This is a genomic window from Phycisphaeraceae bacterium (assembly GCA_015709595.1).
Classification (GTDB): Bacteria; Planctomycetota; Phycisphaerae; order Phycisphaerales; family SM1A02; genus CAADGA01.
Genome location: CP054178.1, coordinates 1,063,951 through 1,087,715, shown reverse-complemented (window position 1 = coordinate 1,087,715; position 23,765 = coordinate 1,063,951). Strand labels below are relative to the sequence as shown.

21 protein-coding genes are annotated in these 23,765 nt (G+C 68.5%); 13 read left to right on the top strand and 8 right to left on the bottom strand.

Annotated features, from left to right (window positions below; translation table 11 throughout):
- Window positions 1–85 precede the first annotated feature (85 nt).
- From HRU76_04565 to HRU76_04555, 3 genes are all read left to right on the top strand, one after another.
- Window positions 86–469 (top strand): cupin domain-containing protein, encoded by a 384-nt coding sequence (locus tag HRU76_04565; protein ID QOJ16905.1) that lies wholly within the window; start codon window positions 86–88, stop codon window positions 467–469.
- Between the two features lie 111 nt (window positions 470–580).
- Window positions 581–1,933: a UDP-N-acetylmuramoyl-L-alanine--D-glutamate ligase gene (locus tag HRU76_04560; protein ID QOJ16904.1), complete on the top strand. Its 1,353-nt coding sequence runs from the start codon at window positions 581–583 to the stop codon at window positions 1,931–1,933.
- A 153-nt stretch (window positions 1,934–2,086) separates the two neighbouring features.
- Window positions 2,087–2,758, top strand: a complete 672-nt coding sequence (locus HRU76_04555; GenBank protein QOJ16903.1) for an HAD family phosphatase — start codon at window positions 2,087–2,089, stop codon at window positions 2,756–2,758.
- Between the two features lie 61 nt (window positions 2,759–2,819).
- On the opposite strand, the gene HRU76_04550 is transcribed toward HRU76_04555, so the two are convergent.
- Both HRU76_04550 and HRU76_04545 read right to left on the bottom strand, forming a co-directional pair.
- Entirely contained in the window at window positions 2,820–3,596 is a 777-nt protein-coding gene (locus HRU76_04550; protein QOJ16902.1) for a hypothetical protein, read from the bottom strand.
- Window positions 3,597–3,679: 83 nt separating this feature from the next.
- Window positions 3,680–4,555, bottom strand: a complete 876-nt coding sequence (locus HRU76_04545; protein ID QOJ16901.1) for a homocysteine S-methyltransferase family protein — start codon at window positions 4,553–4,555, stop codon at window positions 3,680–3,682.
- Between the two features lie 138 nt (window positions 4,556–4,693).
- On the opposite strand from HRU76_04545, the gene HRU76_04540 reads away from it, so the two are divergent.
- Genes HRU76_04540 through HRU76_04530 form a run of 3 tightly spaced genes read left to right on the top strand, consistent with a single transcriptional unit; the run spans window position 4,694 to window position 7,809 of the window.
- On the top strand, window positions 4,694–5,749 hold the full coding sequence (locus HRU76_04540) for a phosphoribosylformylglycinamidine cyclo-ligase (protein QOJ19089.1): 1,056 nt from the start codon (window positions 4,694–4,696) through the stop codon (window positions 5,747–5,749).
- Between the two features lie 45 nt (window positions 5,750–5,794).
- Window positions 5,795–7,060, top strand: a complete 1,266-nt coding sequence (locus HRU76_04535) for an insulinase family protein (protein QOJ16900.1) — start codon at window positions 5,795–5,797, stop codon at window positions 7,058–7,060.
- Window positions 7,057–7,809, top strand: a complete 753-nt coding sequence (locus HRU76_04530) for a hypothetical protein (GenBank protein ID QOJ16899.1) — start codon at window positions 7,057–7,059, stop codon at window positions 7,807–7,809. The genes HRU76_04535 and HRU76_04530 overlap by 4 nt, the downstream gene beginning before the upstream one ends.
- Before the next feature lie 258 nt (window positions 7,810–8,067).
- Here HRU76_04530 and HRU76_04525 read toward each other — a convergent pair whose 3' ends face one another.
- The 4 genes from HRU76_04525 to HRU76_04510 all read right to left on the bottom strand — a co-directional run bounded on the left by HRU76_04525 (window position 8,068) and on the right by HRU76_04510 (window position 15,811).
- Window positions 8,068–9,264 (bottom strand): 6-phosphofructokinase, encoded by a 1,197-nt coding sequence (locus HRU76_04525; protein ID QOJ16898.1) that lies wholly within the window; start codon window positions 9,262–9,264, stop codon window positions 8,068–8,070.
- A gap of 116 nt (window positions 9,265–9,380) precedes the next feature.
- Window positions 9,381–10,730, bottom strand: coding sequence for a DUF4026 domain-containing protein (locus tag HRU76_04520; protein QOJ16897.1), 1,350 nt, complete (start codon window positions 10,728–10,730; stop codon window positions 9,381–9,383).
- 25 nt (window positions 10,731–10,755) lie between these two features.
- Window positions 10,756–14,154 carry a leucine--tRNA ligase gene (locus HRU76_04515; GenBank protein QOJ16896.1) on the bottom strand — a complete coding sequence of 1,133 codons (3,399 nt, stop codon included), beginning with the start codon at window positions 14,152–14,154 and terminating at the stop codon, window positions 10,756–10,758.
- A gap of 247 nt (window positions 14,155–14,401) precedes the next feature.
- Window positions 14,402–15,811, bottom strand: a complete 1,410-nt coding sequence (locus tag HRU76_04510) for a bifunctional folylpolyglutamate synthase/dihydrofolate synthase (protein QOJ16895.1) — start codon at window positions 15,809–15,811, stop codon at window positions 14,402–14,404.
- 168 nt (window positions 15,812–15,979) lie between these two features.
- Between HRU76_04510 and HRU76_04505 the strand changes: the two genes are divergently transcribed.
- Window positions 15,980–16,375, top strand: coding sequence for a hypothetical protein (locus tag HRU76_04505; protein QOJ16894.1), 396 nt, complete (start codon window positions 15,980–15,982; stop codon window positions 16,373–16,375).
- 25 nt (window positions 16,376–16,400) lie between these two features.
- Window positions 16,401–18,983, top strand: coding sequence for a ComEC/Rec2 family competence protein (locus tag HRU76_04500; GenBank protein QOJ16893.1), 2,583 nt, complete (start codon window positions 16,401–16,403; stop codon window positions 18,981–18,983).
- Between the two features lie 112 nt (window positions 18,984–19,095).
- Here HRU76_04500 and HRU76_04495 read toward each other — a convergent pair whose 3' ends face one another.
- Entirely contained in the window at window positions 19,096–20,256 is a 1,161-nt protein-coding gene (locus HRU76_04495) for a beta-propeller fold lactonase family protein (protein ID QOJ16892.1), read from the bottom strand.
- A gap of 144 nt (window positions 20,257–20,400) precedes the next feature.
- On the opposite strand from HRU76_04495, the gene HRU76_04490 reads away from it, so the two are divergent.
- Complete coding sequence (locus tag HRU76_04490) at window positions 20,401–21,423, top strand: hypothetical protein (protein QOJ16891.1); 1,023 nt, start codon at window positions 20,401–20,403, stop codon at window positions 21,421–21,423.
- Between the two features lie 24 nt (window positions 21,424–21,447).
- Here HRU76_04490 and HRU76_04485 read toward each other — a convergent pair whose 3' ends face one another.
- Window positions 21,448–21,957: a hypothetical protein gene (locus tag HRU76_04485; GenBank protein QOJ16890.1), complete on the bottom strand. Its 510-nt coding sequence runs from the start codon at window positions 21,955–21,957 to the stop codon at window positions 21,448–21,450.
- A gap of 164 nt (window positions 21,958–22,121) precedes the next feature.
- Between HRU76_04485 and HRU76_04480 the strand changes: the two genes are divergently transcribed.
- The 4 genes from HRU76_04480 to HRU76_04465 all read left to right on the top strand — a co-directional run bounded on the left by HRU76_04480 (window position 22,122) and on the right by HRU76_04465 (window position 23,764).
- Window positions 22,122–22,760 carry an HYExAFE family protein gene (locus HRU76_04480; protein QOJ16889.1) on the top strand — a complete coding sequence of 213 codons (639 nt, stop codon included), beginning with the start codon at window positions 22,122–22,124 and terminating at the stop codon, window positions 22,758–22,760.
- A 2-nt stretch (window positions 22,761–22,762) separates the two neighbouring features.
- On the top strand, window positions 22,763–23,038 hold the full coding sequence (locus tag HRU76_04475) for a hypothetical protein (protein ID QOJ16888.1): 276 nt from the start codon (window positions 22,763–22,765) through the stop codon (window positions 23,036–23,038).
- A gap of 67 nt (window positions 23,039–23,105) precedes the next feature.
- A complete protein-coding gene (locus HRU76_04470; GenBank protein QOJ16887.1) occupies window positions 23,106–23,417 on the top strand; it encodes a hypothetical protein in 312 nt (103 codons plus the stop codon).
- A gap of 20 nt (window positions 23,418–23,437) precedes the next feature.
- Window positions 23,438–23,764, top strand: coding sequence for a hypothetical protein (locus tag HRU76_04465; GenBank protein QOJ16886.1), 327 nt, complete (start codon window positions 23,438–23,440; stop codon window positions 23,762–23,764).
- Window position 23,765: the final 1 nt, after the last annotated feature.

Below are 23,765 nucleotides of genomic sequence, written 5' to 3'. Positions count from 1 at the left end.
CGTCACAGACTCGACCCACCCTGCAGCCCGATGCCTTGATGCCTACCTCCACCCACCAGCGAATAATGCCGCCAAGGAGATCGCCATGCTCATTCGACGCGCCGAGGACACGCCGGGCAAGCCCATGGAGATGGATGGAGTGAAGGGCGTGACCATGCGCATGATGGTCGGTCGGGGTGATGGCGCGCCCACCTTCGCCATGCGGCATTTCACGGTCGAGCCCGGCGGACACACACCGCGCCACAGCCACAACTACGAGCACGAGGTGTACGTGGTGGCGGGCGAGGCCACGGTGGAGCAGGATGGCGAGTTTCGCGAGATCAGGCAGGGAGATGTCGTGTTCGTCAAGCCCAACGCGCTGCACCAGTTCGTCAACAAGGGCGCGAAGCCCTTTCAGTTCCTGTGCTTCGTGCCCGTCTCATTCGACTGCGGCGGGGGGCAGATGAGCCCCACGCCGGGCAGCGGGTGAGAGACGGCTGTGGATGCGGCGGCGCTCGGCGCATGGCAACGGGCTGAACGTTGACGGCAGCCAAAGACCACAAGCCAGGGTCCAACCACCGATTCACCTACCATCCCGCGCATGGATTCACTTCGCAATCAACGGGTGCTGGTCATGGGGCTGGGACGCTTCGGCGGCGGGCTGGGCGTGACGCGCTGGCTGGCAGGGCAGGGGGCGCGCGTGACCGTCACCGATACCGCCCCGGCGGAGAAGCTTGCGGCGTCCGTCGCTGCTCTGCGCGACCTGATCGATGCGGGCCGCGTCGTGCTTCGGCTGGGCGCCCACGACGAGCGCGATTTCACATCGCACGACGTGGTGATCGCCAACCCCGCCGTGCCCAGGCCGTGGGAGAACCCGCTGCTGAACGCCGCCCGCGCGGCGGGCGTGCCGATCACCACGGAGATCCGCCTGGTGACGGAGCGGCTTGATCGCCGCCGCGTCATCGGCGTCACCGGCAGCGCGGGCAAGAGCACCACCAGCGCGATGATCCATCACGCGCTGCTTCGGCTCGGCCATCGGGCGCACCTGGGCGGCAACATCGGCGGCTCGCTGCTCGACCGTCTGACGCCCGGAGCGGATGACCCGATCGGGGCGAGTGACCTGGTGGTGCTCGAACTCTCGAGCGCCCAGCTGCACTGGCTGGGGGCGGGAGTGGGGCAGCCGGGCGCTCCCGCGTGGTCTCCCCGCGTGGCGGTGATCACCAACATCGCGCCCAACCATCTCGACTGGCACGGCACGTTCGAGCAGTACCGCGAGTCGAAGATGAACATCACGAGGGCGCAGGGGCCGGGCGATGTGCTGATCCGATCCGACGAGTTGCTCCCGGCGCGCGTGATTCCATTGCGCGTGCCCGGCGGCCACAACCAGCGCAACGCCTGGACGGCGAGTCACGCGGCGTCGGCCATGACAGAATGCTCGCCGGACGAAGCCGCCGCGGCGCTGGCGGACTTTCCGGGACTGCCCCATCGGCTGCAACTGGTGGCGGAGCACGATGGCGTGCGGTATTACAACGACTCGAAGTCCACCACACCGGAGGCGACGCTGCTGGCGGTGGCGTCCTTCGATGACCCGGCCCGCGTTCACCTGATCGTCGGCGGCAGCGACAAGGGGGCCGACCTGTCGCCCATCGCCCGCCTCGGGCCGCGGCTGGGCGGGCTGTACGCCATCGGGCTGACCGGGCGACGGATCATCGACCTGGCCGAGCGTGTTTCGTTTGTCGTGGGCTGCGATGCTGCTTCATCGACGCGCCACGCGGTCTACGCGGAGACGCTCGAACGCGCCGTCGCGGCGGCCATGGCGCGCCTGCGGCCGGGCGACGTGCTGCTGCTCTCGCCCGGCTGCGCCTCGCTCGATCAGTTCGCCAACTACGAAGCGCGCGGCGAGGCGTTCGCCGCCCTCGTGAGGGAGTCATGCGAGGCCACGCGTGTCGGATGACGATGCGACGCGAGGGGGCTCACGAGGCGCTTCCGTCCTTCTGACGGATGCGCCTGTTGGCGACTCGCACGGCGCATTCCGGGCGCCGTGCATCGCTCCCGGATCATTCATCCAGTTCATCCGTGTTCATCGGTGGACCTCGAAGCAAGACCCATGCAAGCCGTGATCTTCGATGTCGATGGTGTCCTGGTCGATTCCTACCACGCGCACCTGGAGAGCTGGCAGGCGACGGCCCGCGAGCACGAAGTGCCCTTCACGCGCGAGGACTTTGCTCGCACCTTCGGGCGCACCAGCCGCGACATCATCCGGCTGCTCTGGCCGAATGGCGAGGCGCTGAGTGATGAGGCGATCCGCGCCGTCGACGATCGCAAGGAGGCGCTCTACCGCGAGATCGTGGCTGCGGCGTTTCCCGCCATGGATGGAGCGGCGGAGCTCATCCGTGGCCTGCATCAGGCGGGGTTCCGCATCGCCGCCGGTTCGTCCGGACCCCCGGAGAACGTGCAACTGGCCGTGGAGCGCCTGGGCATGGCGCACGCCTTCAACGCGCTGGTGACGGGCATGGACGTGACGCGCGGCAAGCCCGACCCGCAGGTGTTCCTGCTCGCCGCCGAGCGTCTGGGCGTGCCGCCCGCCCGCTGCGTGGTGGTGGAGGACGCCCCGGCGGGCGTGGAGGCGGCGCACCGCGCCGGGATGACCTGCGTGGGCGTGATCTCGACCGGCCGCACGCATTCCGACGTGGCGCACGCCGAGCGGGTGGTGCGGTCGCTGCGGGAACTCTCGCCGCGCGACTTCGCGGCGCTGCTGAACGGCGCGAACGTGCGGTGACAAGGCCCTCGACGTGAACCATCTTGGCCCCTCTCCCTCTGGAAGAGGGGATGTACCGCGATTACGGCAGCGGCTGACGGGCCGCGCCGCCGCGCTCACGTCGCATCTGCTCGATGATCGCTGTCAGTTCGCGCACGTGAGCGGCCAGTTCCTGCACGGTCATCTCCAGCCGCTCGAGGCGCTCCATGCCGGGTCCGCCCGCTCCGGGCCCGGGCTGTCGCAGCGCGCCCTCCCGCTCGGCGCGAGCCCTGACCTCGCGCTCCATCGCCTCGGCCCGGGCACGCTCGGCATTGGCACGCTCCTTCTGGGCGCGTTCGAGGGCGGCTCGTTCGGCTTCCGCGGCGCCGCCGACACGCTGTCGCAGGGCGTGATGGCGACGTTCCAGTTCCTGGCTCAGGTGTTCGGCGGCGTCGATCATGCCCGCCTCGCGCAGGTGGCCGATGGCCTCCTTCAGGTGGCGAATCTGCTGCTCCTGCTTCTCCAGTTCGGCGGCTCCAGGCGGAAGCGGCTTGTCGCGGGGCGGCGCGGGTTCCTTGCGGGCGTCGGGCGGAAGGGGCTTGTCGACTGACGCTCGCTCCTTCTGCTGTTTGATCGATGCGCGAACCTCCTCCATCATGTGGCGGACTTCCTGCATCGACCGCTCCAGACGCTCGACCTCGTCCAGGCGTCCGGCCTCGCGGGCCTTCGCCATGGCGGCCTTGATCTCCGCCGCCCGCAGTTCCAAGGCGTGAAGCCGGTCATCCTGCGTCACGGTGAGCCGGACGGGCATCGGCACGGGGGTCGCTGCGGGTGACGCCGTGGTGAGTGAGCATGACACGATCAGCGTGGAAAGGAGCATGGATACCCTCCTGTTGATGACTCGAACGATGTGGTCCAATGACGACGATTCCGGCGTCGTGACACGCCGCTCTGACCACTGTATCACACCTTCAACGCGGCAAGGGCGGCAATTGTTGCGGGCGTCGTGCCGCAGCAACCGCCGATGATGCTGGCGCCGGCCTTGAGCCACGTCCGGGCGTGTTCGGCGTAGCGGGCCGGGTTGACGGCGTCGGTATTGACCCAGCCGCGGACGGGATCGGGGCGACCGATGTTGGCGTAGGCGATCAGCCGCGTTCCCGGTTCGACGAGTCGCCGCAGGTGATCGATCTGAGCCGCCAGCGATGCCGCGCTGGCGCAATTCACCCCCACCGCGAAGGCCCCGGCAAGATACGGACCAAGCGCCCCGACCGGCTCACCCGAAAGGAGAACCCCTGATGGACCATCCGAGCGCAGGCAGCAACTGGCGATCCACCGGCCCGGCAGGCGCTCGCGTGCGACTTCAATCGCGGCCCGGGCCTCATGCACTGTGTTCATGGTCTCGATGAGCAGCAGGTCCGCGCCGCCCTCGATGAGTGCGTCGATGTGGTCCGCGTGTTCTTCCAGGCATTGCTCGAATGGCGGCGAACGATCCGGTTCGTAACAGTCCTCCAACGGCGCGACCGAGCCGGCCACTTGGGCGTCGGAGTTGATGGCGTCGCGCGCCCGCCGCGCGATCTCAACCGCCCGCAGGGTGAGTTCGCGTCCTTGGCCGGGTCGGCCCGCCTGCGCCAGCGTGCGTTCCTGCGTGCGGAACGTATTGGCGGTGATGATGTCCGCCCCGGCGAGCAGGTAGTCGCGGTGAATGGCGGACAGCACATCCGGGGCATCGGTGATCGCCCGCGCGGACCAGAGGGGCAGGGAGGTGTCCACGCCCCGCCGGTCGAGTTCGGTGCCGGTGGCGCCGTCGAGCAGCAGCCGATGAGAGTCCCGCGCGTCCATTGAGAAAGCGTACCCGCGGGGACCGCCGCCCGGACGACGCGGCCATGCTTCCTACACTTCTCCATGACCATGGCCGCCCCTCGTCGTCGATCGAAGAAGCCGCCCTCCGACGCCGGCTCAGGCGACTCAGCCGAGCCGATGACCTATGCCGCGTCGGGCGTGGACATTCACGCCGGCGACCGGGCGGTGGACCTGATGGAGCACCTGGTCAAGCGGACGCACGGGCCGCGCGTGCTGGGCGGGTTCGGCGGCTTCGCGGGCATGTTCCGGCTCGACTACAACGAGCGGCTGTTCAAGCGCAACTACAAGGATCCGGTGCTGGTGGCTTGCACCGACGGCGTGGGCAGCAAGGTCAAACTGGCGGCGCAGCTGGGCGTGTACCACACCGTCGGCATCGACTGCGTGGCCATGAACGTCAACGACATGATCGTGCAGGGCGCGGAGCCGCTGTTCTTCCTGGATTACATCGGGCTGAACAAGGTGGTGCCCGAGCACGTGGCCCGCATGGTGGAGGGCGTGGCCCGCGGCTGCGAGATCGCCGGCTGCGCCCTGCTGGGCGGCGAGACGTCGGAGATGCCCGACGTGTACGCGCCAGGCGATTTCGACCTGGCGGGTTTCGCGGTGGGCGTGGTGGAGCTCAGCCGCGCCATCGACCCGCTGCGCGTCGAGAAGGGCGACGTGGTCATCGGACTCGGCTCATCGGGCATTCACTCGAACGGCTACTCGCTGGTCCGGAAGATCGTGGAGCAGCGGAAACTCAAACTCGACAAGGCGTACGACGAACTGAATGACCCTCGCCCGCTGGGTGAGGTGCTCCTCGAACCCACGCGCATCTACGTGAAGCCGATCATCAAACTGCTGCGCACGTATCGCGTGAAGAAGGTGATCTCCGGCATGGCCAACATCACCGGCAGCGGCCTGCCGGGCAACCTGCCCCGCGCCTTCGGGGGCGACCTGGATGCGCGGCTGGACACTCGCGCATGGACTGTGCCGCCGGTCTTTGAGTTTCTGCAGCGCCACGGCAACGTGCAGCGGACGGAGATGTTCAGCGTCTTCAACATGGGCATCGGCTACACGCTGATCGTGCGCCCGACGTTCGTCGATTCAGTCGTGCGGCAGCTGCGCAAGAGCGGCGAAGCGGCCACCGTGATCGGCGAGATCGTGCCGGGCAAGGGCGAAGTGCGTCTGGATTGACCGGGGAGACCGTGACGGCGCGGTTTCTCCTGATGGAGTCGAACGATGTTGGTGAATCCCGCATTGGTCGTCGCCTTGATCGCCGCTCCGCCGGTCGTCGAGCGGTTCGAGTTGTCCAACGGTGTGCGCGCCGTCGTGGTCCACGTGCCGGACGCGCCGAAGCAGACCACGTTCACCTTCCTGCCGCTTTCGCTGGCGACCGACGGGCCGAACGAGGCGCAGTGGTCGCACCTCGTGGAGCACCTGCTGATCCGTTCCACCGATCCGCACGCCCTTCAGGCCGACGGCATGGAGTTCAACGGTGAGACGGGGCCGGAGTGCCTGCGGCTGGACTCCTACGCCGCGCCGGAGCAGTGGCGGGCATCCATCGAGCGTCACGCGAAGTGGCTGGCGGCGAGGTCGTTCGACGCCGACACCCTCGAACGCGAGAAGGTCATGATCGCCGGGGAGGAGCGGGGCACCTCGACGTCCGGCTTCACGCACAAGTGGGCGATTGCGGCGTGGAACCAGATCATCCGTCACGGCCTTGATCACGCCGCCGTACATGGCGACGTGGCGGGGGCGAGCGTCGAATCGGTCATGGGTGCGGCTCGGGCGCGCCTGCCGATCGACCAGAGCGTGCTCATCGCCACCATCGGCCCGGCGGAGCCGGATGCGGTGCGCGCTGCGATGCAGGAGATGCTTGGTGGTCTGCCGGTCGGGATGCCCGACGCGTCACGGAAGAAGGCCGCCGCGCCGCGGCTGGAAGGCGACGTGACCGCCACGTGGGATCTGCCCACCCGTCACGTGCTCATCTGGTGGCGTCTGCCGGACGCTTCGCCCGCCACCCGCGCCGCCGCGACGGCCTTGTTCATGGACGCGCAGATGCGGTTGCAGACGCTGAAGGTGGGAGGTGAGAAGCCCGGCGTCGTCCTGATCCACCCCGTCGTCAACACGCCCGAGGGCTCCTGTTTCATCGTTAACCTGCGCCTGGCGCCCGGAATCGATCCTGCCGCCGCGCGGAATGAGGTGGTGCAGGCGATGAACAGCGGCAATCCCGAGATGGCGCTGCGGCTGGGGCGGATGAACGCCATGAACTGGGGACCGGCGCCGGATTTCGCCGCCTCGCGCCGCAACCTGCAGGGGCGGATGCGCGACCTGCTGGAGGGCCAGTGGCTTCTCACTCGATCCATGGAGGAGTTCAACTGGGGCATGCCGGCGGAGGCGATCGCCGGGTCGCTGCGCGAACTGACCGCGGAGTCGATCAGGCCGGTGGCGGAGCGGCTGCGTGGCGCCCCGACGGGGTCGCTGGTGCTGGAGCCCCGCGATTGACCGGGGCGCGGGCGACCGCGGTCGCACTTGCCGTGGGGCTCATCGCGGCATGCGCCGGGTGCGGCTCCGCGCCGCTCTCACGCGATGTAATCGACGCCGATCCGCAACTTCGCATCATTCACGCGGCGCTGGAGCGCACGGTGAATGACGCCTTGGCGTCAGAGGACGCCGCTTGGCACGCTGGGTGGCTGGGCAACGCGCTGGTTCACGTGGCGCCGGGCGATCACTTCGGTCTGTGCTTTCACTGGCAGGATCGCGTGTTCGCGGGTGTGCGCAGCACGGCGGAGGCCATCGGCTGGCGCATCACGGGGGTCGGCGCCGCCATGGGACTGGCGAGGGAGCATCACGTGGTGCTGGTGTACGACCCGTCCGGCTATGAGCCGTCAGAGCCGCTCATGGCCTCATCGGGGGATCGCGCGTTCGTTCTCGACGCCTGGCGCCGGGGCAAGCCCGATATTCACAAACTCAGCGGCTGGCTGGACATGTATCGCGGCAAGGGCGAGCAGCCCGTGCTGGAGCCGCTCCCCGCGACCCACCCCGACCGCTGGAACGCCAGGTGGATCCGGGGCGTTCGCATCGATCCGATTCCGATTTCTGTTGCAAACCCCGCGCAAGATGCGATACTTCCTGTATCGCGGCCCCAGGGCGGAGCACCCGGGACAACCCCCGGCCATACCGTTCCGACCCGCGACGACCGTGCCCCACCTTCGGGCGCGGGCGATGAGCCCCGCGGGACGCCGCGGGGGTGAACCGGCCCGGTTGTGCCCGCAACGTCAGTGGGACACGCCGGGAAAACCGCTTTCAGAAGGAGGTGATCCAGTGACGCATCAATGTGACTGTTTGAAGGGGCTGCACAGGTAACCCGTGCACCGACGGGTCTGCACGGCGTGCAGCCCTGTTCCCCTACGTTGGAACAAAGCCCGGCGACCGCGAGGTCGCCGGGTTTTTTGTTGCGATCGTCTCTGATCCGGTTCCGCGGGAATCGGGGCCCGGTTGTTCGCGCACGCTTACCCCAGCCGACCCACCTCCGGCAGGCGCCCCACCAGCGGCTCGGCGTAGCGGCGGAAGGCGTCCGTGACGCCCGGCGCATCCGAATCCATGAAGTGCGGCGGCATCACGCGCGTTTTCGCGGCCACGTGCTCCAGCGGCGCCAACCCGAAGCGCACCCGATACGGATCGGTCGATTCGCGCTCGATGGTGATCGACCCGCTCTCCTGCCCGCGGATGGCGCAGAGCGCGGCGTGCTGACCCACGGCCCGGGCCTCCGCCGCGTCCACCGGCGAAATGTCGAAGCTCGACCGCTGGATGTACCCGAACGTGTCCGAGCGCACGCGGATCTTCTTGTGCGTACCGCCCAGATCCTGCTTGAGACGCTCGGCGAGGAAGTCTCCCAGCACGCCCGTGCCTGAGAGCTGAATGTTGCCGTGCGCGTCGCGCTCGCGCGTGTCGGCCATCATGGCGGTGACGGCGTTGCCGGCCCGGTCCTTCACGCCCTCGCTCACCGCGATCAGGCACCGCCCCAGCCGGGTGTAGACGCGGTCCACGTCGGCCACGAAGTCTTCCGGATCAAACACGCGCTCGGGCAGGTAGACCAGGTGGGGGCCGTCGTCCTCATGCCGCCGGCCCAGCGTGCTGGCGGCGGTGAGAAACCCCGCGTTGCGCCCCATGACCACGTTGATCTTCACGCCCGGAAGGGCGGCGTTGTCGAGGTTGTCGGACATGAACGTCGTCGCCACCCAGCGGGCCGCGCTGCCGTAGCCGGGCGTGTGATCGTTGCACTCCAGATCGTTGTCGATGGTCTTTGGCACGTGGAAGCAGCGCAGGGGGTACCCGGCCGCGACGGCCTGATCGCGCACGATGCGGCAGGTATCCGCCGAATCGTTGCCGCCGATGTAGAACAGCCAGTGGATGTCGTGCTTTCGCAGCGAATCGAGAATCCGCGTGCAGTAGGTTTCATCCGGCTTGTCGCGCGTGGAGCCGAGCGCGGCGGAGGGCGTGGCGGCGACGCGCTCCAGCCGCGTCTGATCGAGGTTGGTCAGGTCGATCAGGTCATCCTTCAGCAGCCCCTTGACGCCATGGCGGGCGCCGTAGATGCACCCGACGTCGGCCGCGCCGCGCAAGGCCTCGAGGCAGCCGACGAGAGACTGATTGATGACGGCGGTTGGCCCGCCGGACTGGGCGATGACGGCGTTGAAGGTGGGCATGGGCGCTGAGTGCCGGGCCGGGGCGTGCTGGCATGAGAGGCGTACATCGGTACGGGACGTTGACCGCGTGCGCCGATCGACCGCTCCCGGGCTGACGACTGTAGGCGGGCTGGTCGTCAAGTCCGCGCGAGGCGCTCCAGCGCCTCCCGCAGCCCCGCACTGCGCCCCGGCTCGAAGCGACCCTCGGGCGAAAAGACGCTCCAGTCCGAGAGTTGGGAGCGTTCGACCGAGCGCACGTCCCCCTCGCTCAGGCCTTCGACGAAATGAGGCCGGTTGAGCAGCCGCGCCTCGGCCCGGTCGCCCTCGAACCGCTCCACCTCGAACCACATGTGTTCGCGGCTGGCGTCCTCGCCTTCGCCGTAGGGCAGCCCGATCTTGAGGAGGAAGTGAACGTCCGGATGATGAACGCCCTTGCGAGCCCGTCGGAAGTCGGCGTGAGCCATGGCCAGCTCGGGCCAGGTGGCCCGCGCGATCTGCTCGCTGCGGCGCGTGGCCCGCTCGGTGCGGGCGACGACCGCCGAGCCCTCCTCGAGCGCGCGGATCACCTGTTCGGGCCACGTCCACACCTTGCGAAAGACGCCGCGCGGCCTGGCGTCGCAGATCACCGCGCGGGCGCCCACGTGGTCCCCATCCTCTCCATCCGCGCGGTCGGCCTTTTCGCCGGGCGAGCCGGGCGGCAGGGTCTCCACGCAGTCCTGCCACCTCTGCAGCGAAATGTTCAACGTGTCGCCCAGGGGCATGATTCCACCCGGGGCGGGAGGGGCTTCATCCAGCCAGCGTTCTCCGACCAGATTGATCATCTCCGCGGCCGTGCCGATGAACTCCGTGGGCACCTCGAGCATCTCCAGCTCCGGGCGTCCGCACCGCCACAGCCCGTGCGTGTGCAGCCACACCGGGCCTTCGCCTTTCTCACGGCCGACCACGTGGATGCACCAGAGCGAATCGGCCACGGGCTCCAGGTCGATCGACGGAAGCATCCACGCCAGATCCTCGCGTGAAAACGAACGGAAAGACGAGGCGTCGTAGATCACCGGTGCATCGGGCATGGCGTTCATCGCCAGCCGCAGCAGTCGGGCGTAGGAGGCGACGGCGTCATCGGGGTCCAGCAGCGTCTCGACGCCCACCACCCAGGTGGGCCTGTACCCCGGCGCGCCGGTGGCGGGGTCGATCATCATCTTGCCCGGCTCGCACCAGAGGATCTGACTGATCTCGGCTCCGGCGGGACGCACCACCGCGTTCCAGAGCACGTCCGGTGAGCCGCCTTCGAGTTCGCCCTGATCGTTCAGTCCGCCCGCGGCCGCCTCGAAGAGCGACATCACTTCCGTGCGGGTCGGCGGCTGGTCATCGGGCCAGGCGATGATGAGCCGCGTGGGCTCGATGCCGTGCAGACCCCAGGGATCCGCGGTCGCGTCAGCGCCATCACCGTTGGGGAGGTTCGTGGCGTCGTCCGGCTGGGGAAAGGGCATCGCAGAGTGTAGGAGACGTCACCCGCTACTGCGCCACGAAGTTGATCAGCCGACCAGGCACCACGAACACCTTGCGGATGGTCTTGTCCTCGAGCAGCACCTTCACCTTCGGATCAGCCATCGCGATCCGTTCGATGGCCTTTTCGTCCGACCCGGTGGGAACCATCAGTCGGGCACGCACCTTGCCCATGACCTGCACCGCGATCTCCACCTCGTCATCCACCAGCATGGCGGGGTCGAAGGCGGGCCAGGGGGCGTGCGCGATCGACTTGGCGTGTCCCAGTTTCGACCACAGCTCCTCCGCCATGTGCGGGGCGAAGGGGGCCAGCAGCGTGACGAACCGTTCGGCCTGATGATGCGTGAGGACGCCGCCCCCGCCACCGGAGCCGCCGCCCGGTCCGGCCGCGCTGGTGGCGACGTTGACGAACTCGATCAACGCCGCGATGGCGGTGTTCATGCTCAGCTTGTCGATGTCGGGGCCGATCTTGGCGATGGTGCGGTGCAGCTGCTTCTCGACCGTCGGGTCCGGGTCGCCGCCGCGCAGGGCGATGGCGCCCGTCTTCTCATCCACCATCAGCCGCCATGCTCGCTGCAGAAAGCGGAAGGGGCCGATGATGTCGCGCGTGTTCCATGGCTTGCTGGCCTCCAGCGGGCCCATGGACATCTCGTACAGGCGGAAGGTATCCGCCCCGTACTCGGCCACCACGTCGTCCGGCACCACCACGTTGCGCAGCGACTTGGACATCTTGGCGATGATGGGCGTGACCGGTCTGCCGGTGGCGCGTTCGATGAACACGCCTTCGCCGCGCTCTTCGACCTCGTCGATGGGGACCAGCGTCTTGTCATCCCGCTGATAGGCGTGCGATACCAGCAGCCCCTGGTGGAAGAGCCGCCCGATCGGCTCGGGGGTGGAAACGAATCCCAGGTCAAACAGCGCCTTGTGCCAGAACCGCGCGTAGAGCAGGTGGAGCACGGCGTGCTCCGCGCCGCCCACGTACAGATCGACTCCCCCGACATGATGCGTGGAAGCGTCCCACGCTTCGCCGCCTTCCCGCCTCGATCCCTCGATGCCCTGATCCCTCGATGCCTCTCCCTTTCGCGACACCATCCAGTACCGTTCGGCCTCCGGGCCGACGAACCGCGTGTCATTCCGGGGGTCGCAGAAGCGCAGGTAGTACCAGCACGACCCGGCCCAGCCGGGCATGGTGTTGGTTTCGCGCGTCACCGGCGTGTCGGGAGGCAGCAGGGCCGGGTCCACGCCCGCCTCGCCCGCGGTGGTCTTCACCCAGTTTGTCGCCTTGCCCAGAGGCGGGGTGGGGCGATCCGACTCGATCGGCTCGTAGTCAGCCATGTCCGGCAGCCGCACGGGCAGCGCGGCGTCCGAGACGGGATAGTGGTTTCCCTGCGCATCGAACACGATGGGGAAGGGTTCGCCCCAGTAACGCTGGCGCGAGAAGAGCCAGTCGCGCAGCTTGAAGTTGACCTTGCGCGAGCCGCGACCGGTCCGCTCCAGCCACTCGACGATGCGCCGCTTCGCGTGCGAGGTCGGCAGCCCGTTGAGCGAAACCTCATCGTTGGCGGAGTTGACGGCGACGCCGTCCTCGGTGACGGGGTGTCCCAGCAGGTCAATCAGCCGTCCTTCGACGCTGGCGCGGGCCAGGGCGTCGAAGTCGCCGTGCGCCGCGTCCATCAGCGTCTCGTACCACACCATGGCGATCAGCCGCGCCTGCGCCGGGTCGGGGTTGGCGCCTTCTCCGGCCTGCTTGAGCGGCGTGCGCAGGATGGCGTCGATATCCCCTTCGCCTGACGGCTTCACCTGGGGCGAGGCGATCGCCTGCTCCGCCCGCGACCGGGCCTCGGACCAGATGTTCTCGTAGTCCGTGCGCCCCTCGCTCAGGCAGATGCCCACGAAATCGACCATCAGGTTGGGCCAGTCGCCGGGCGTGTCGCGGCCTTCCAGGTGCGGGCGACAGCCGGCGGCGATCGCGCCCAGCAGGCGGTTATGCACCACGTCGCGGATGGGCAGCCCGAAGGTACGCGCGAACTCAAAGTCGCGGTCATCGTGCGCCGGCACGGCCATGATGGCCCCGTGTCCGTAGCCCATCAGCACGTAATCCGAAGTCCACACGGGAATGCACTGGCCTGTGGCGGGGTTGACGGCATGCACCCCCGTGAACACGCCGGTCTTTTCGCGCGTGTCGGCCAGACGATCCATGTCCGCGCGGTTGCGGGCCTGCTCGACGTAGGCGCGCAGCGCGTCGATGGTGGCGCGGTCGGGGATGGCGCAACGCTCCGCGTCGCGTTCCGGCCGCTCAGCCAGCAGGGCCGCCACCAGCGGATGCTCCGGCGCCACGACCATGTACGTGGCTCCGAAGATGGTGTCGGGCCGCGTGGTGAAAACGCGCAGCGACTTCACTCCCGAGCAGGGCTTGGCCAGCGGAAACTCGACCTCCGCCCCCTCGCTTCGCCCGATCCACTCGCGCTGCATCGTGCGGGTCGATTCGGGCCACTTCAGCGGCTCCAGATCGGTCAGCAGCCGCTCGGCGTAGGCGGTGATGCGGAACATCCACTGCTTGAGCGGCAGGCGGAAGACGGGGTGCCCGCCGCGCTCGCTGCGCCCGTCGATGACCTCCTCATTGGCCAGCACGGTGCCCAGCTTGGGGCACCAGTTGACCATCTGCTCGGCCAGGTAGGCCAGCCGGTGCGAGTCGATGACGGCGCGCTGATCCGAAGGCGAGAGCGTCTTCCACGGACCGAAGCGCCGGGCTTTTTCCGCAGCGGGCACTTCCGACGCGTGAGGGTTGATGGCGGGTAAGCGCACGCCGCGATCCAGTTCGTCGATCAGTTCGCGGATGGGACGGGCGCGGTTGGCGGCGTGGTCATACCAGGCGTCGTACAGCCGCAGGAAGATCCACTGCGTCCAGCGGTAGTAGTCCGGATCGATGGTCGCCAGCTCGCGCGTCCAGTCGTACGAGAAACCCAGCCGCTGCAGCTGCGCGCGGAAGGTGTCGATGGCCTTGCGCGTGGTGACGGCGGGGTGAACGCCCGTCTGAATCGCGTACTGCTCCGCAGGCAGGCCGAAGGCGTCCCACCCCATCGGGTGCAGCACGTTGAAGCCCTGCATGCGCTTGAAGCGGGCCACCACGTCGGTGGCGATGTACCCGATCGGATGCCCCACGTGCAGCCCCGCACCCGAAGGGTAGGGGAACATGTCCAGCACGTAGAATTTCGGCTTCCGGGGGTCGAAGTCGGGCTCGCCGGGGTTGGGCGTGCGGAACGTCTGCGATGCCGCCCAGCACTCCTGCCAGCGTCGTTCAATGACGTTGGCCAGCGCCGCCCCGTAGCGGAAGGGGAACTCCGCGTCCGTGGATGACGCGGCTGTCGCGGGAGCGGATGCGTGTGTCGGGGGGGCGGGCTGAGCCATGATGTCGTGGTCTCCTGATCAGACGAGAAGGCAGGACGCACCGGCGCTCGTCGTCATCCGAAATCCTCCCTCGAAAACAACAGGCCCCGTCGTCGCGGGGCCTGGGGGGATCATCCATGTCCGCGCGCGGCTACACCGGGGTTGCCGACCCGGTAAGTGGCGAGCGGAATGCACCGTGCTTTCCATTCATGCCCAGCACTCTATCGACCGGACGGTCGGAATCAAATCAGCCGACGGTCGGAATCTCTCACGCGGGCCGCTTCTTCTCCAGCTCCGCCAGGTACTTCTTGGTTTCGCCGACCAGGTAGAACGAGCCCGTCACGCAGATGAGGTCATCGCGTCCCACCGCGCGGCTGGCGAGGTTGAGCGCCTCGCCCACGTCCTTCGCCACCTGGCTCATCTTGCCTGACCGCTCCTGGAAGCGGTGCTGCAGATCCTCCGGGTCGGCGGCCCGGGCGATGCCCTTGGCCCGCGTGAAGATCACCTTGTCGCCGCCCAGGGCCACGCGGTCGAGCATGGCGTCCACGTCCTTGTCGTCGCAGCAGCCGAAGATGCAGACCATCGAGTCGTACGGCGCGTGGACGCCCACGCACTTCATCAGCGTGGTGAGGGCGGCGGGATTGTGGGCGCCGTCCACCAGAATCCGCGGCTTGGTCCACACCAGCTCCATCCGTCCCGGAATCTTCGTGGTCGCCAGACCCTCCAGCAGAAGGTTGTCGGGCAGGTCGTACCCCGCGCCCTTGAGCACGTCCACCGCGGCCAGGGCCACGCCGCAGTTGAGGGCCTGATGCTCGCCGGGCAGCGGCACGCCCACATGCTCGAAGCGGCTGGTGGGCGTGAACAGGCACACCCGGCTCTGCGGTCCGCGCGCCTGGGCGGCTCCGAAGCGGTAGGAGAACTCGATCTCCTTGTTCACGACCGACAGCGGCGCGCCGACCTTCTCCGCCGCCTCGCGCAGCGCCGCGTCCACCTCGGGCGTCTGCTCCACCGAGATCGCCGGTACGCCGGGCTTGAAGATGCCCGCCTTCTCCCGCGCGATCTCGGGCAGCGTTCGCCCCAGCAGGTGCATGTGGTCGTAGTCGATGGTGGTGATGACCGATACCTCGGGGGTGATGACGTTGGTGCAGTCCAGCCGCCCGCCCAGCCCCACCTCGATGACCGCGATGTCCACCGCCTGCTCGGCGAAGTGCTTGAAGGCCAGCGCGGTGACGAGCTCGAAGAACGTGGGCTGAAACTTGAGTTTCGCCGCCGCCGCCGCCACCTCGCCAACGCCCTCCGTGAAGTCGTTCCTCCCGATCATCTGCCCGTTGATCTGGATGCGCTCGCGAATGTCCACCAGGTGCGGGCTGGTGTATTCGCCCACCGCGTACTTGCAGCCGCGCAGCATGTGGGCGATCATGGCGCAGGTCGAACCCTTGCCCACCGTACCCGCCACATGCACCGTGCGGATCTCCAGATGCGGGTTGCCCAGCAGCGCCAGCAGTTCCTGCATCCGTTCCAGCTTGAACGCGCTGCGGTCGATCGCCACCGCCCGCTGGCGCTCGATGTCCGCGCGGTCGTACAGATACCGCACGGCGTTGGGGAATGTGGTGATCTCAACCGGAGGGGCGGCGGCAGTCCCCGTGCGCCGCGTCGTCCGGGGTGGAGCGTCGCTCATGGGCCTTCATGGTACCAGCATCCGGCGGAAACCGCAAAGAGCGATCAATAAATCATTGCCATATATGATGTTGCGTCATTTTCCGGCGCGTCCGACCACGCCGAGCCGCCGCAGAACCCGCGCGCCGCTCATCCGTCGACAGATCCGGCGGTACGCTATCCTGCGAGCATGTCCGATCCTCGCCCCGACGACCTGGTGATTCTCACGCATGCGGCGGGCGAGTTTGAGGCCCAGGCCAAGATCATCGTGCTGGCCGAAGCGGGCATCGACGCGGCGGTCTTTCCCGGCGAGGCGGCCTGGCTGGGCACGGCTTCATTTCAGCAGCAACGCCGGGGCGTGCCCATCTGGGTGCGGGCCGAGGACCGGGAGCGCGCCGCCGCAGCCCTCGAACGGCAGATCGCCGACTCCGTGGACATCGATTGGGACGAGGTGGAAGTGGGCGAACCGGACGCCGAAACCCGTCAGGTCGCCGAGGGCGGGTCGCTGGGGCGACTCCTGCTCATCCTGCCCGTTGTGTTGGCGATCGCGGCGGCGGTCGTCCTCCTTCGTCTGGCTGTGACATGATCGCACGGCGCAGGCCGAAGCGCGATTGGCTCGCTACGTTGTCATCATCATCATGGGGAATGGATTGGGGCTCACGCGGGGTAATCGACGGGAAGAGAACGCTCGGGAACGACCTCCCGGCGGGCGACGATTCATTGAATGGCTGGCGGATGCGCCGCGGGTGTCGCTGGCGGCGGGGGCCTTCGCCCTCGGTATCGCGCTGGCGTGGTGGTGGGGCGGCGTCAGCGCCTGGCCGTGGGTCACGGGCGCGTGGGTGCTGCTGGTCTGTGCGGCGATGTTGCGACGCGGGCACTCTCGCGTCTGCGGTTGCGGCATGCTGCTGACGATCGCCGCGCTGGGCGGCGCGTGGCTGACGCTGCGTCATCACCGAGTTCCGGAAGGACACCTGGCTTCGATGATCGGCGAGCAACCCGTCGCCGTTCGGATGCGCGGCGTGGCGACCTCCTCGCCCGTGGTGCGAGACACCGCGAGCGGCTCGATGGCCGTCTTCAACTTCCAGCCGCCCGCCTCGTACTTTCGCATGCGCGTGGAGGCCCTGGCGTCGCGCGATGGAGCCGTCGCGCCCGTGAGCGGCGACATCCTGGTGCGGTGCGACGAGACGCTGCCGCGGTTCAGGCCGGGCGACCGCGTCGAGGTGATCGGAACCTTCAGACGGTTTCCCCCGGCGTCGAACCCGGGCGAGTTTGATCGAGCCACGTATGCCCGTGCACTCGATCAGGCGGGGATGCTGCGGGTGGGTCAGCGCGAGCTGGTGACGATCGAGCCCGTCGAGCGCAGCGCGCCGAGCGAGACGGTCAACTTCTGGCGCGAGCGGCTTCGGGCGCGGGCGGGGGCGTGGATCCGTTCAGACCTGCCGCCCGACAAGCGGAATCAGCGGGACGCGCTGCTCGCCGCGCTGCTGCTGGGCGAGCGCGAGCCCGAACTGGTTGAACTGAACGAGACCTTCCGCCGCACGGGGCTGGCGCACGTGCTGGCGATCTCGGGCATGCACCTGGGCATCCTGGCGGGGCTGATTCTGATGGTGCTTCGCATGACGGGCCGGTCCAGCCGCTGGCACGCGCTGGTGCTGATCGTGCTGATCGTCACCTACGTCGGGATCATCGAGGCGCGGCTGCCTGTGCTGCGCGCCGCGCTGATGATCTGCGTGGGCTCGCTGGGACTGCTGTTCGGGCGTCGGCTGCGGCTGCCCTCGCTGGTGGCGCTCAGTGGGCTGATCCTGCTGGCGTGGAAGCCGTCGCAGTTGTTCGACGCGGGGTTCCAGCTGAGTTTCGGCGTCGTGCTGGGGCTGGTGCATCTTTCGCCCGTGCTGCGCCGCGCATGGTTCGGACCGCGCGATCAGCTGGCGCCCACCGGCGGCGCCATGCTGCTGGAGTGGCTCAAGGATTCCGTCGCCGGCGGCGTGGTGGCGTGGGCGGTGGCGACGCCCCTGGTGGCGCATCACTTCGGCATGATCACCCCGCTGGCGGCCCTGGGCAGCATCATCACCCTGCCCGTGGTGGCGGTGCTGCTGGGCGTCGGCTACCTGAAGATGATCTTCGGCGCGATCCTGCCCAGCGCGGGGTTGTTCCTGGGCGCTCCACTGGTGATCGCCGCCGACCTGCTGGTCTCGGTCGTCGAAGTCATGGACATGCTGCCGCTGGCGACTGTGCGGGTGCCCTTCCCGGGCAGCGCATGGACGCTGCTGACGATGACGCTCATCGCGGGGTGGGTGCTGCACCGTACGCGCCTCCAGCGACGCGCTCTGTGGGGCGCCACCGTGATGCTGGCGGCGTGGCTGTGGTGGCCAGTGCTTCCCGTGAGCGGCAGCCCCGCCCTGCGCATCGACATGCTGTCAGTGGGAGACGGTTCGTGCTACGTCGTGCGCAGCGGCGGCGCGTGCGCCGTGTTCGACGCCGGGTCCAGCACCGACCTGGATGCGGGCCGCTCCACGATCATCCGGGCCATGGAGCGGCTGGGCGTCTCGCGCGTGGACTTCATCGCCGTCAGCCACGCCAATCTCGATCACTTCAGCGCGGTGATCGAACTGGTCGAGCGGTTCGACATGGGCGAAGTGCTGCTGACGCCGCAGTTCCTCGAGGCGGCGGCCCGCGACCCGCTTTCTCCCGCCGGCTACCTCTGCTCGGTGCTCAACGAGCATCTCGTGGCCATCAGCGCCGTGCGCGAGGGCGACGGGCGCTCGCTGGGCGATTCGACGTGGACCTGGCTGCATCCCCGCCGCGACGATGTCTTCTCGCTGGTCAATGACACGTCGATGGTGGTGCGCGTTGAAGCGGCGGGGCGGTCGGTCCTGCTCACCGGCGACATCCAGCGCGGCGCCATGATCCGCCTGCTCGACCGGTTTCCGTCGAATCGCCTTGATGCGGACGTTCTTGAACTTCCTCACCACGGCAGCCACCACGACGCGGCGGAAACGTTCGTCCGGATCGTGTCGCCTCAGGTGGTGATGCAGTCCACCGGCTGGACCCGCTTCGAACGGGACGCCTGGGCCGCACCGCTGGCGCCGCTGGAGCGGCTGGTCACGGTGCGCGACGGGGCGGGGGCCGTCATCATCGACCGCGCGGGGACGATCCGGGTGGAGCGATTCCGTGAACTCTCGTCTCCACCCTGACCCCGGCATGGACGACACCCTGAGGCGCGCCGTGGCGCCGGCTCCTCGCATGAGTCATCCTGATCGACAGCGTCCACACGTCGGTCATGTGTCGTTCGACGCATGCGCCGCATTACCGCGGCAGAATCCGGAACGGCAGGCGATTGGCGGGCGGGACATGCACCCGAGGCGTGGGGTCCCACGTGGCGATCGGGCGCGGCCTTGTCCCGCCGGTGTTGTAGATCGGCGCCACCTGCGTGAAGCTGCCGTCGAGGGCCACCCGGAAGGAGTAGATGCCCGTGATGCCGTCGATGGCGGTGCTGTCATCGGTGACGAACATGAACTGCCGCAGCGCCTGGATATCCCCAAGCGTGCCCTGCAGTCCCACGTCGAACATGTGGCCGGTCGAGGCGATCTCACCCGTCTGCTGGTTGATGGCGAAGGACCAGCAGGTGGCGTCGGTGCCGTGACCCACGAACAGGTGGCGGCCGTCAGGCATGACGTGGACGTTGGAGGGCGAAGCGCCCGGCGACTGGAAAGGGGTGCCGGGAATGGGCTCGAGTGATCCATCGGCGCGGATGCGCAGGGCGTGGACGTTGCGGCCTGAACCCGCGATGCCCCCCGCGCCGTAGAGGAAGCGCCCGTCCGGCGAGATGCACAGCTCCACCGCGAATCCGGGCGTGCCGAAGTCGGTCAGCAGCGTGAGCGAGCCGTTGGGCTGCACCTCGAAGATGGTGATGCGGCTGTTGCTGGTGTCGTTGGCGTAGACCCAGCGGCGGTTGGGATGCACGGCGAGACTGCTGTGGAACGATCCCGCCGGCTGCACGGAGCGTTCGATCAGCCACAGCATGTTCCGGTCGAACTCGAAGATGCGCACCTTGCTGGCGCCGCTGCGCGTCTCGGAGACGGCCAGATGCCTGTCCGTCACCCACTCCAGGTCCAGTGGCGAATCTGGCACCAGGTGAAGCGCCACCTGCGTGAGCGAGGCGTCCGGATTGACGCGGAAGATGCGCACCTCCTCGGTGGTGACAGACTGGGTGCCGTGGGCCACGGCGACGAACGCGCCGTCGGGCGAGATCGAGATGGCCTGCGGCCCGTCGCCGGTTGCGACGTTGCCCACGAAGGTCAGCGTGCCGTCCGGGTTCATGCGGAAACTGGTGATCTGGTCCGACACGTTGTTGGCCACGAACACCGCGGGCGACTTGCTCTGGGCGAGCGCGGAGCCCGTGGCGAGAGCCAGGACCGCCAGGGCGGCGGCCTCGGTCAGCGATCGTCGAGTGAGTTTGTGAGACATTCAGCACCTCCCCGGCGCCGAAGCGCCGTCCGGGCACATCGTACCGGACCGTCGCCGGGATGGAACCCCCAAAAAACGGGTGAAAGCACGGCGAGGGTCGATTTCAAAGCCAGGCCGCGGCGCGGGCCGATGCTGGAAGTTGCCATGCGACCACGACGCACCCCGACGACCGCGACATCCCGCGAACGGACCCGCCGCGCATGGATTGCGCTGTTCGCCGCGGCCCTGGCGATCGCGGGCTGCTCGGCGCCGAAACTGAGCAACCCGTTCGGCTCGGGCGTCAACGCCGCGTACGTGGGTCAGCCGCCGGCCCGCACGGTGCTGGTGCTGGGCGCGTTTGAGAATCCGCGCACCTCGCCGCTCAAGTGGAGCGACATCGGTTCGGGCGCTGCCCAGCAACTGGGGCGCGAGATGCTGCCCGACAAGCGCTTCGAGGTGCGCTTCAACGAGGCGCTCGCTTCGCGGGTGGCCTCGCTCGCTCGCGGACGAACTGGCGAACTGGTCTCCGAACTGACCGACGCCCGGCGGCTCTACCCGGACGTGGATTATGTCATCGTGGGGCAGGTCACCGACTTCCACCACACCGCCGACCTGGCGGGCGGACCCATCGAGAAGGGGCTGTTCGGCCCGAAGAATCAGGCGGTGACGGCGATCAGTTTCACCATCGTGGATCTTCGCACGGGCCGGATCGCCGGGTCGGATCATGTCGCCGGCACCGCCAGCGCGGGCGGCAAGCCCATCAGTCAGCAGTACGCGGGTATGAGTTTCGGCTCGTATCTCTTCAACCGCTCACCGCTGGGAGAGGCCACGCGCCACGCGGTGAAGAAGGCCGCCGAGCGTCTGGCCGCGCTGGCCCCATCGCAGGTGGCGTCGGTCAACGTGATCCGCGTGACGGGGTGGCGGGAACTCTCGCTGGCGGGGGGGAGCGATCACGGTCTGGCCAAGGGGCAGCGGTTCTACGTCTGCACGACCGACGCCGCGACGGGTCGGCTGAGGCCCGTCTACGACCGCGCCACGGGCGCCCCCCTTCAGGCGCAGGTGACGGAAACCAGTCGCGGCGCCTCCAAGGCCTGGCTGGTGGGTGAGCCCGCGCCGACGGTGACGCTCTCGGAAGCGGTGCTGACGCGCGACCTGCCGCCGAGCGAGGCGGTGGCGGGTGTGCGGTAGGGTCGGGCTGCCGACGGTCTTGGATCAGTTGTCGTACAGCGTGGTCTTGATGCCCTCGTTGGGCATCGCGCCGCCGCGCGGCGACCACCAGTCAGGCCGGTCTTCCACACGATCGGTGCGGAAGCGGTACTCGGGCGGCTCGGGGCGGGCCTCCATGCCGTCACGGATGTACCAGTCGGCGCGGCGGGCGGTGGCGGCAGGCACGCTGATCGAGTTGCGCAGGCGTCCGGTGCGGGTGCCGATCGCGAAGATCTCGTAGCGCATGAGCGAGGGGCGAGACACGGGGTCGTCGCCGCCCTTCTCGATGAAGTCATAGGTGAGCTGGTGCCCGGCGGGGATGTCGATCTCGAAGGCGGTCTCGCCGGTCGAGAGGTCGATCAGTCGGAACGTCTTGGGCGACGTTTCCGTCGAGTGCAGGGTCTGGGTGCCCCCGGTATAGGGCATGAACGCCCCCTGGGGCGAGTGGCAGCCGGTGAGAAGGGTCAGGGCGGCCAGCGGGATGAGCAGCGTGTGGAGGCGTCTGGTCTGCGTCATGGTGAAACCCTGTCCAACGGGTCCGCGGCCTTCGGCGCGCGGCGACTGGCGAATGGGCGGCGAACCGCGTGAACCGCGTCGTCCGCCCTCTGGAATGATCCGGAGAGTGTATCGGCGAGTCGGGCGGCGGAGTCGCGTGATTTTCCGGACCCCGCCTCTGAAGCATGACGGAAAACCACGCCTGGGAGGTTGCGGCAGGCGATGCGGGAGGCGACAATGGGCGCGTGGCCCAGCGGCGATTCCACTACGAGCAGGCGTTCGAGCAGTATCTGCGCGTCAACCGCGTCCCCTACGTGGCGGTGGACGAGGCCCGCAAGGCGCTGCTGCCCCTCGGCGAGGGGATGGACGCCCTCAAGTCCTTCGATTTCGTGGTCTACGGGCCTACGTGCAACATGCTCATCGACGTCAAGGGCCGCAAGCACGACGCCCGCCGCAGGTCGGGGCTGGAGAACTGGGTGACGGAGGAGGACGTGGCGGCGCTGACCCGGTGGAGCGAGCTGTTCGGACCCGGCTTCGAGCCGGTGTTCGTGTTCGCCTACTGGTGCGAGGCGCAGCCGCCTGACGCGCTCTTCGAGGAGATGTTCGAGTTTGGCGGCCGCTGGTACGCCCTGCGGGCGGTTCCGCTGGCGGCGTACGCCGGGGCGATGAGGCCGCGCTCGACGAGGTGGAGCACCGTGTCGGTGCCCCGGCGCTGCTTCGACCGCATCAGCCGATCATTCACCGTTCGCGCCCCTTCCCCGGTGGCGGGACGGATCGGGCCCCGGACGCTTGCGGCGGCGCCGGAAAGGACGTATCCTGTATGACCATGCGAACCCGAACACTGAAGATCGGTCTTGCGTCACTGGCTCTGTTCGGCGCGGCGTCGCTGGCCACCGCGGCCTCGGCCCAGATGGGGGGCGCGCTCGACCCCCGCGGCGGCAACCTTGACAGCGGACCGGCCATCAACACCGTCACCGCCGCTCCGCAGCCGTCGTTCAAGACGCGCTATCCGGTGTGGCTTGGCCTGGCGTCAGCCGTCATCATGGCGGGCGTCGTCATGACGGTGAGTCTGATTCCCGCCAAGCGGTCACACCAGGACTGACCGCATTCAGTTCGCCACGCCACGCCGCGTTGCCGCGCGGCGCTTCATCCACACGAGGAAATCGACCATGCGATCCAGTGCTCGTCTCCGTCGAGGCGGTCTGGGCGGCCTGCTGGCGCTCAACGGGGCGCTGCTGCTCGCCCTGGGCTTCGTCACCTTCGGTGCGCCGGCGGTGGCGCAGGGCTACCGGGCCAAGGGCATGTACCACGCGGTGCCGGCGAAGATTCCGGGACGCGAGTCGTCCGTGCTCTTCATCGTGGACGAGGTGAACCAGCAGATGCTGGCGCTGGGCTTCGACCCCAACGCACGCACCGTCCACGTGGTGGGCGGTCGCGACCTCGCCGTGGACGCCGCCCAGTACGGGCGCAGCCGCAACTGATTCAGCACGGAGCACACGCCATGAAGCCATCCACCATGCGGATCGACGCCGGCAAGGCCGTGCTGTGGGCCAGCGCGTTCATTCTCGGCGCCCTGGTCATCCTGCAGGCCGGTCGCCTGCCCGGCAACCCGGCCTACGCGGGTGAAGTGTCCAGCCGCGCCAACTACACCATCGTCGCCGCCGACTCGGGACGCGGGGGCGACGTCAAGCCCGATGAGGTCATCTACGTGATCGACAACGTCAACGGGCTGATCATCCTCTACGGCGCCGACGCCCGCACCGGCACCGTGGCCCCGCTGGACGGCGGTCCGCTGCCCTACCTGTTCTTCAACGCGCTGAAGCGCTGAG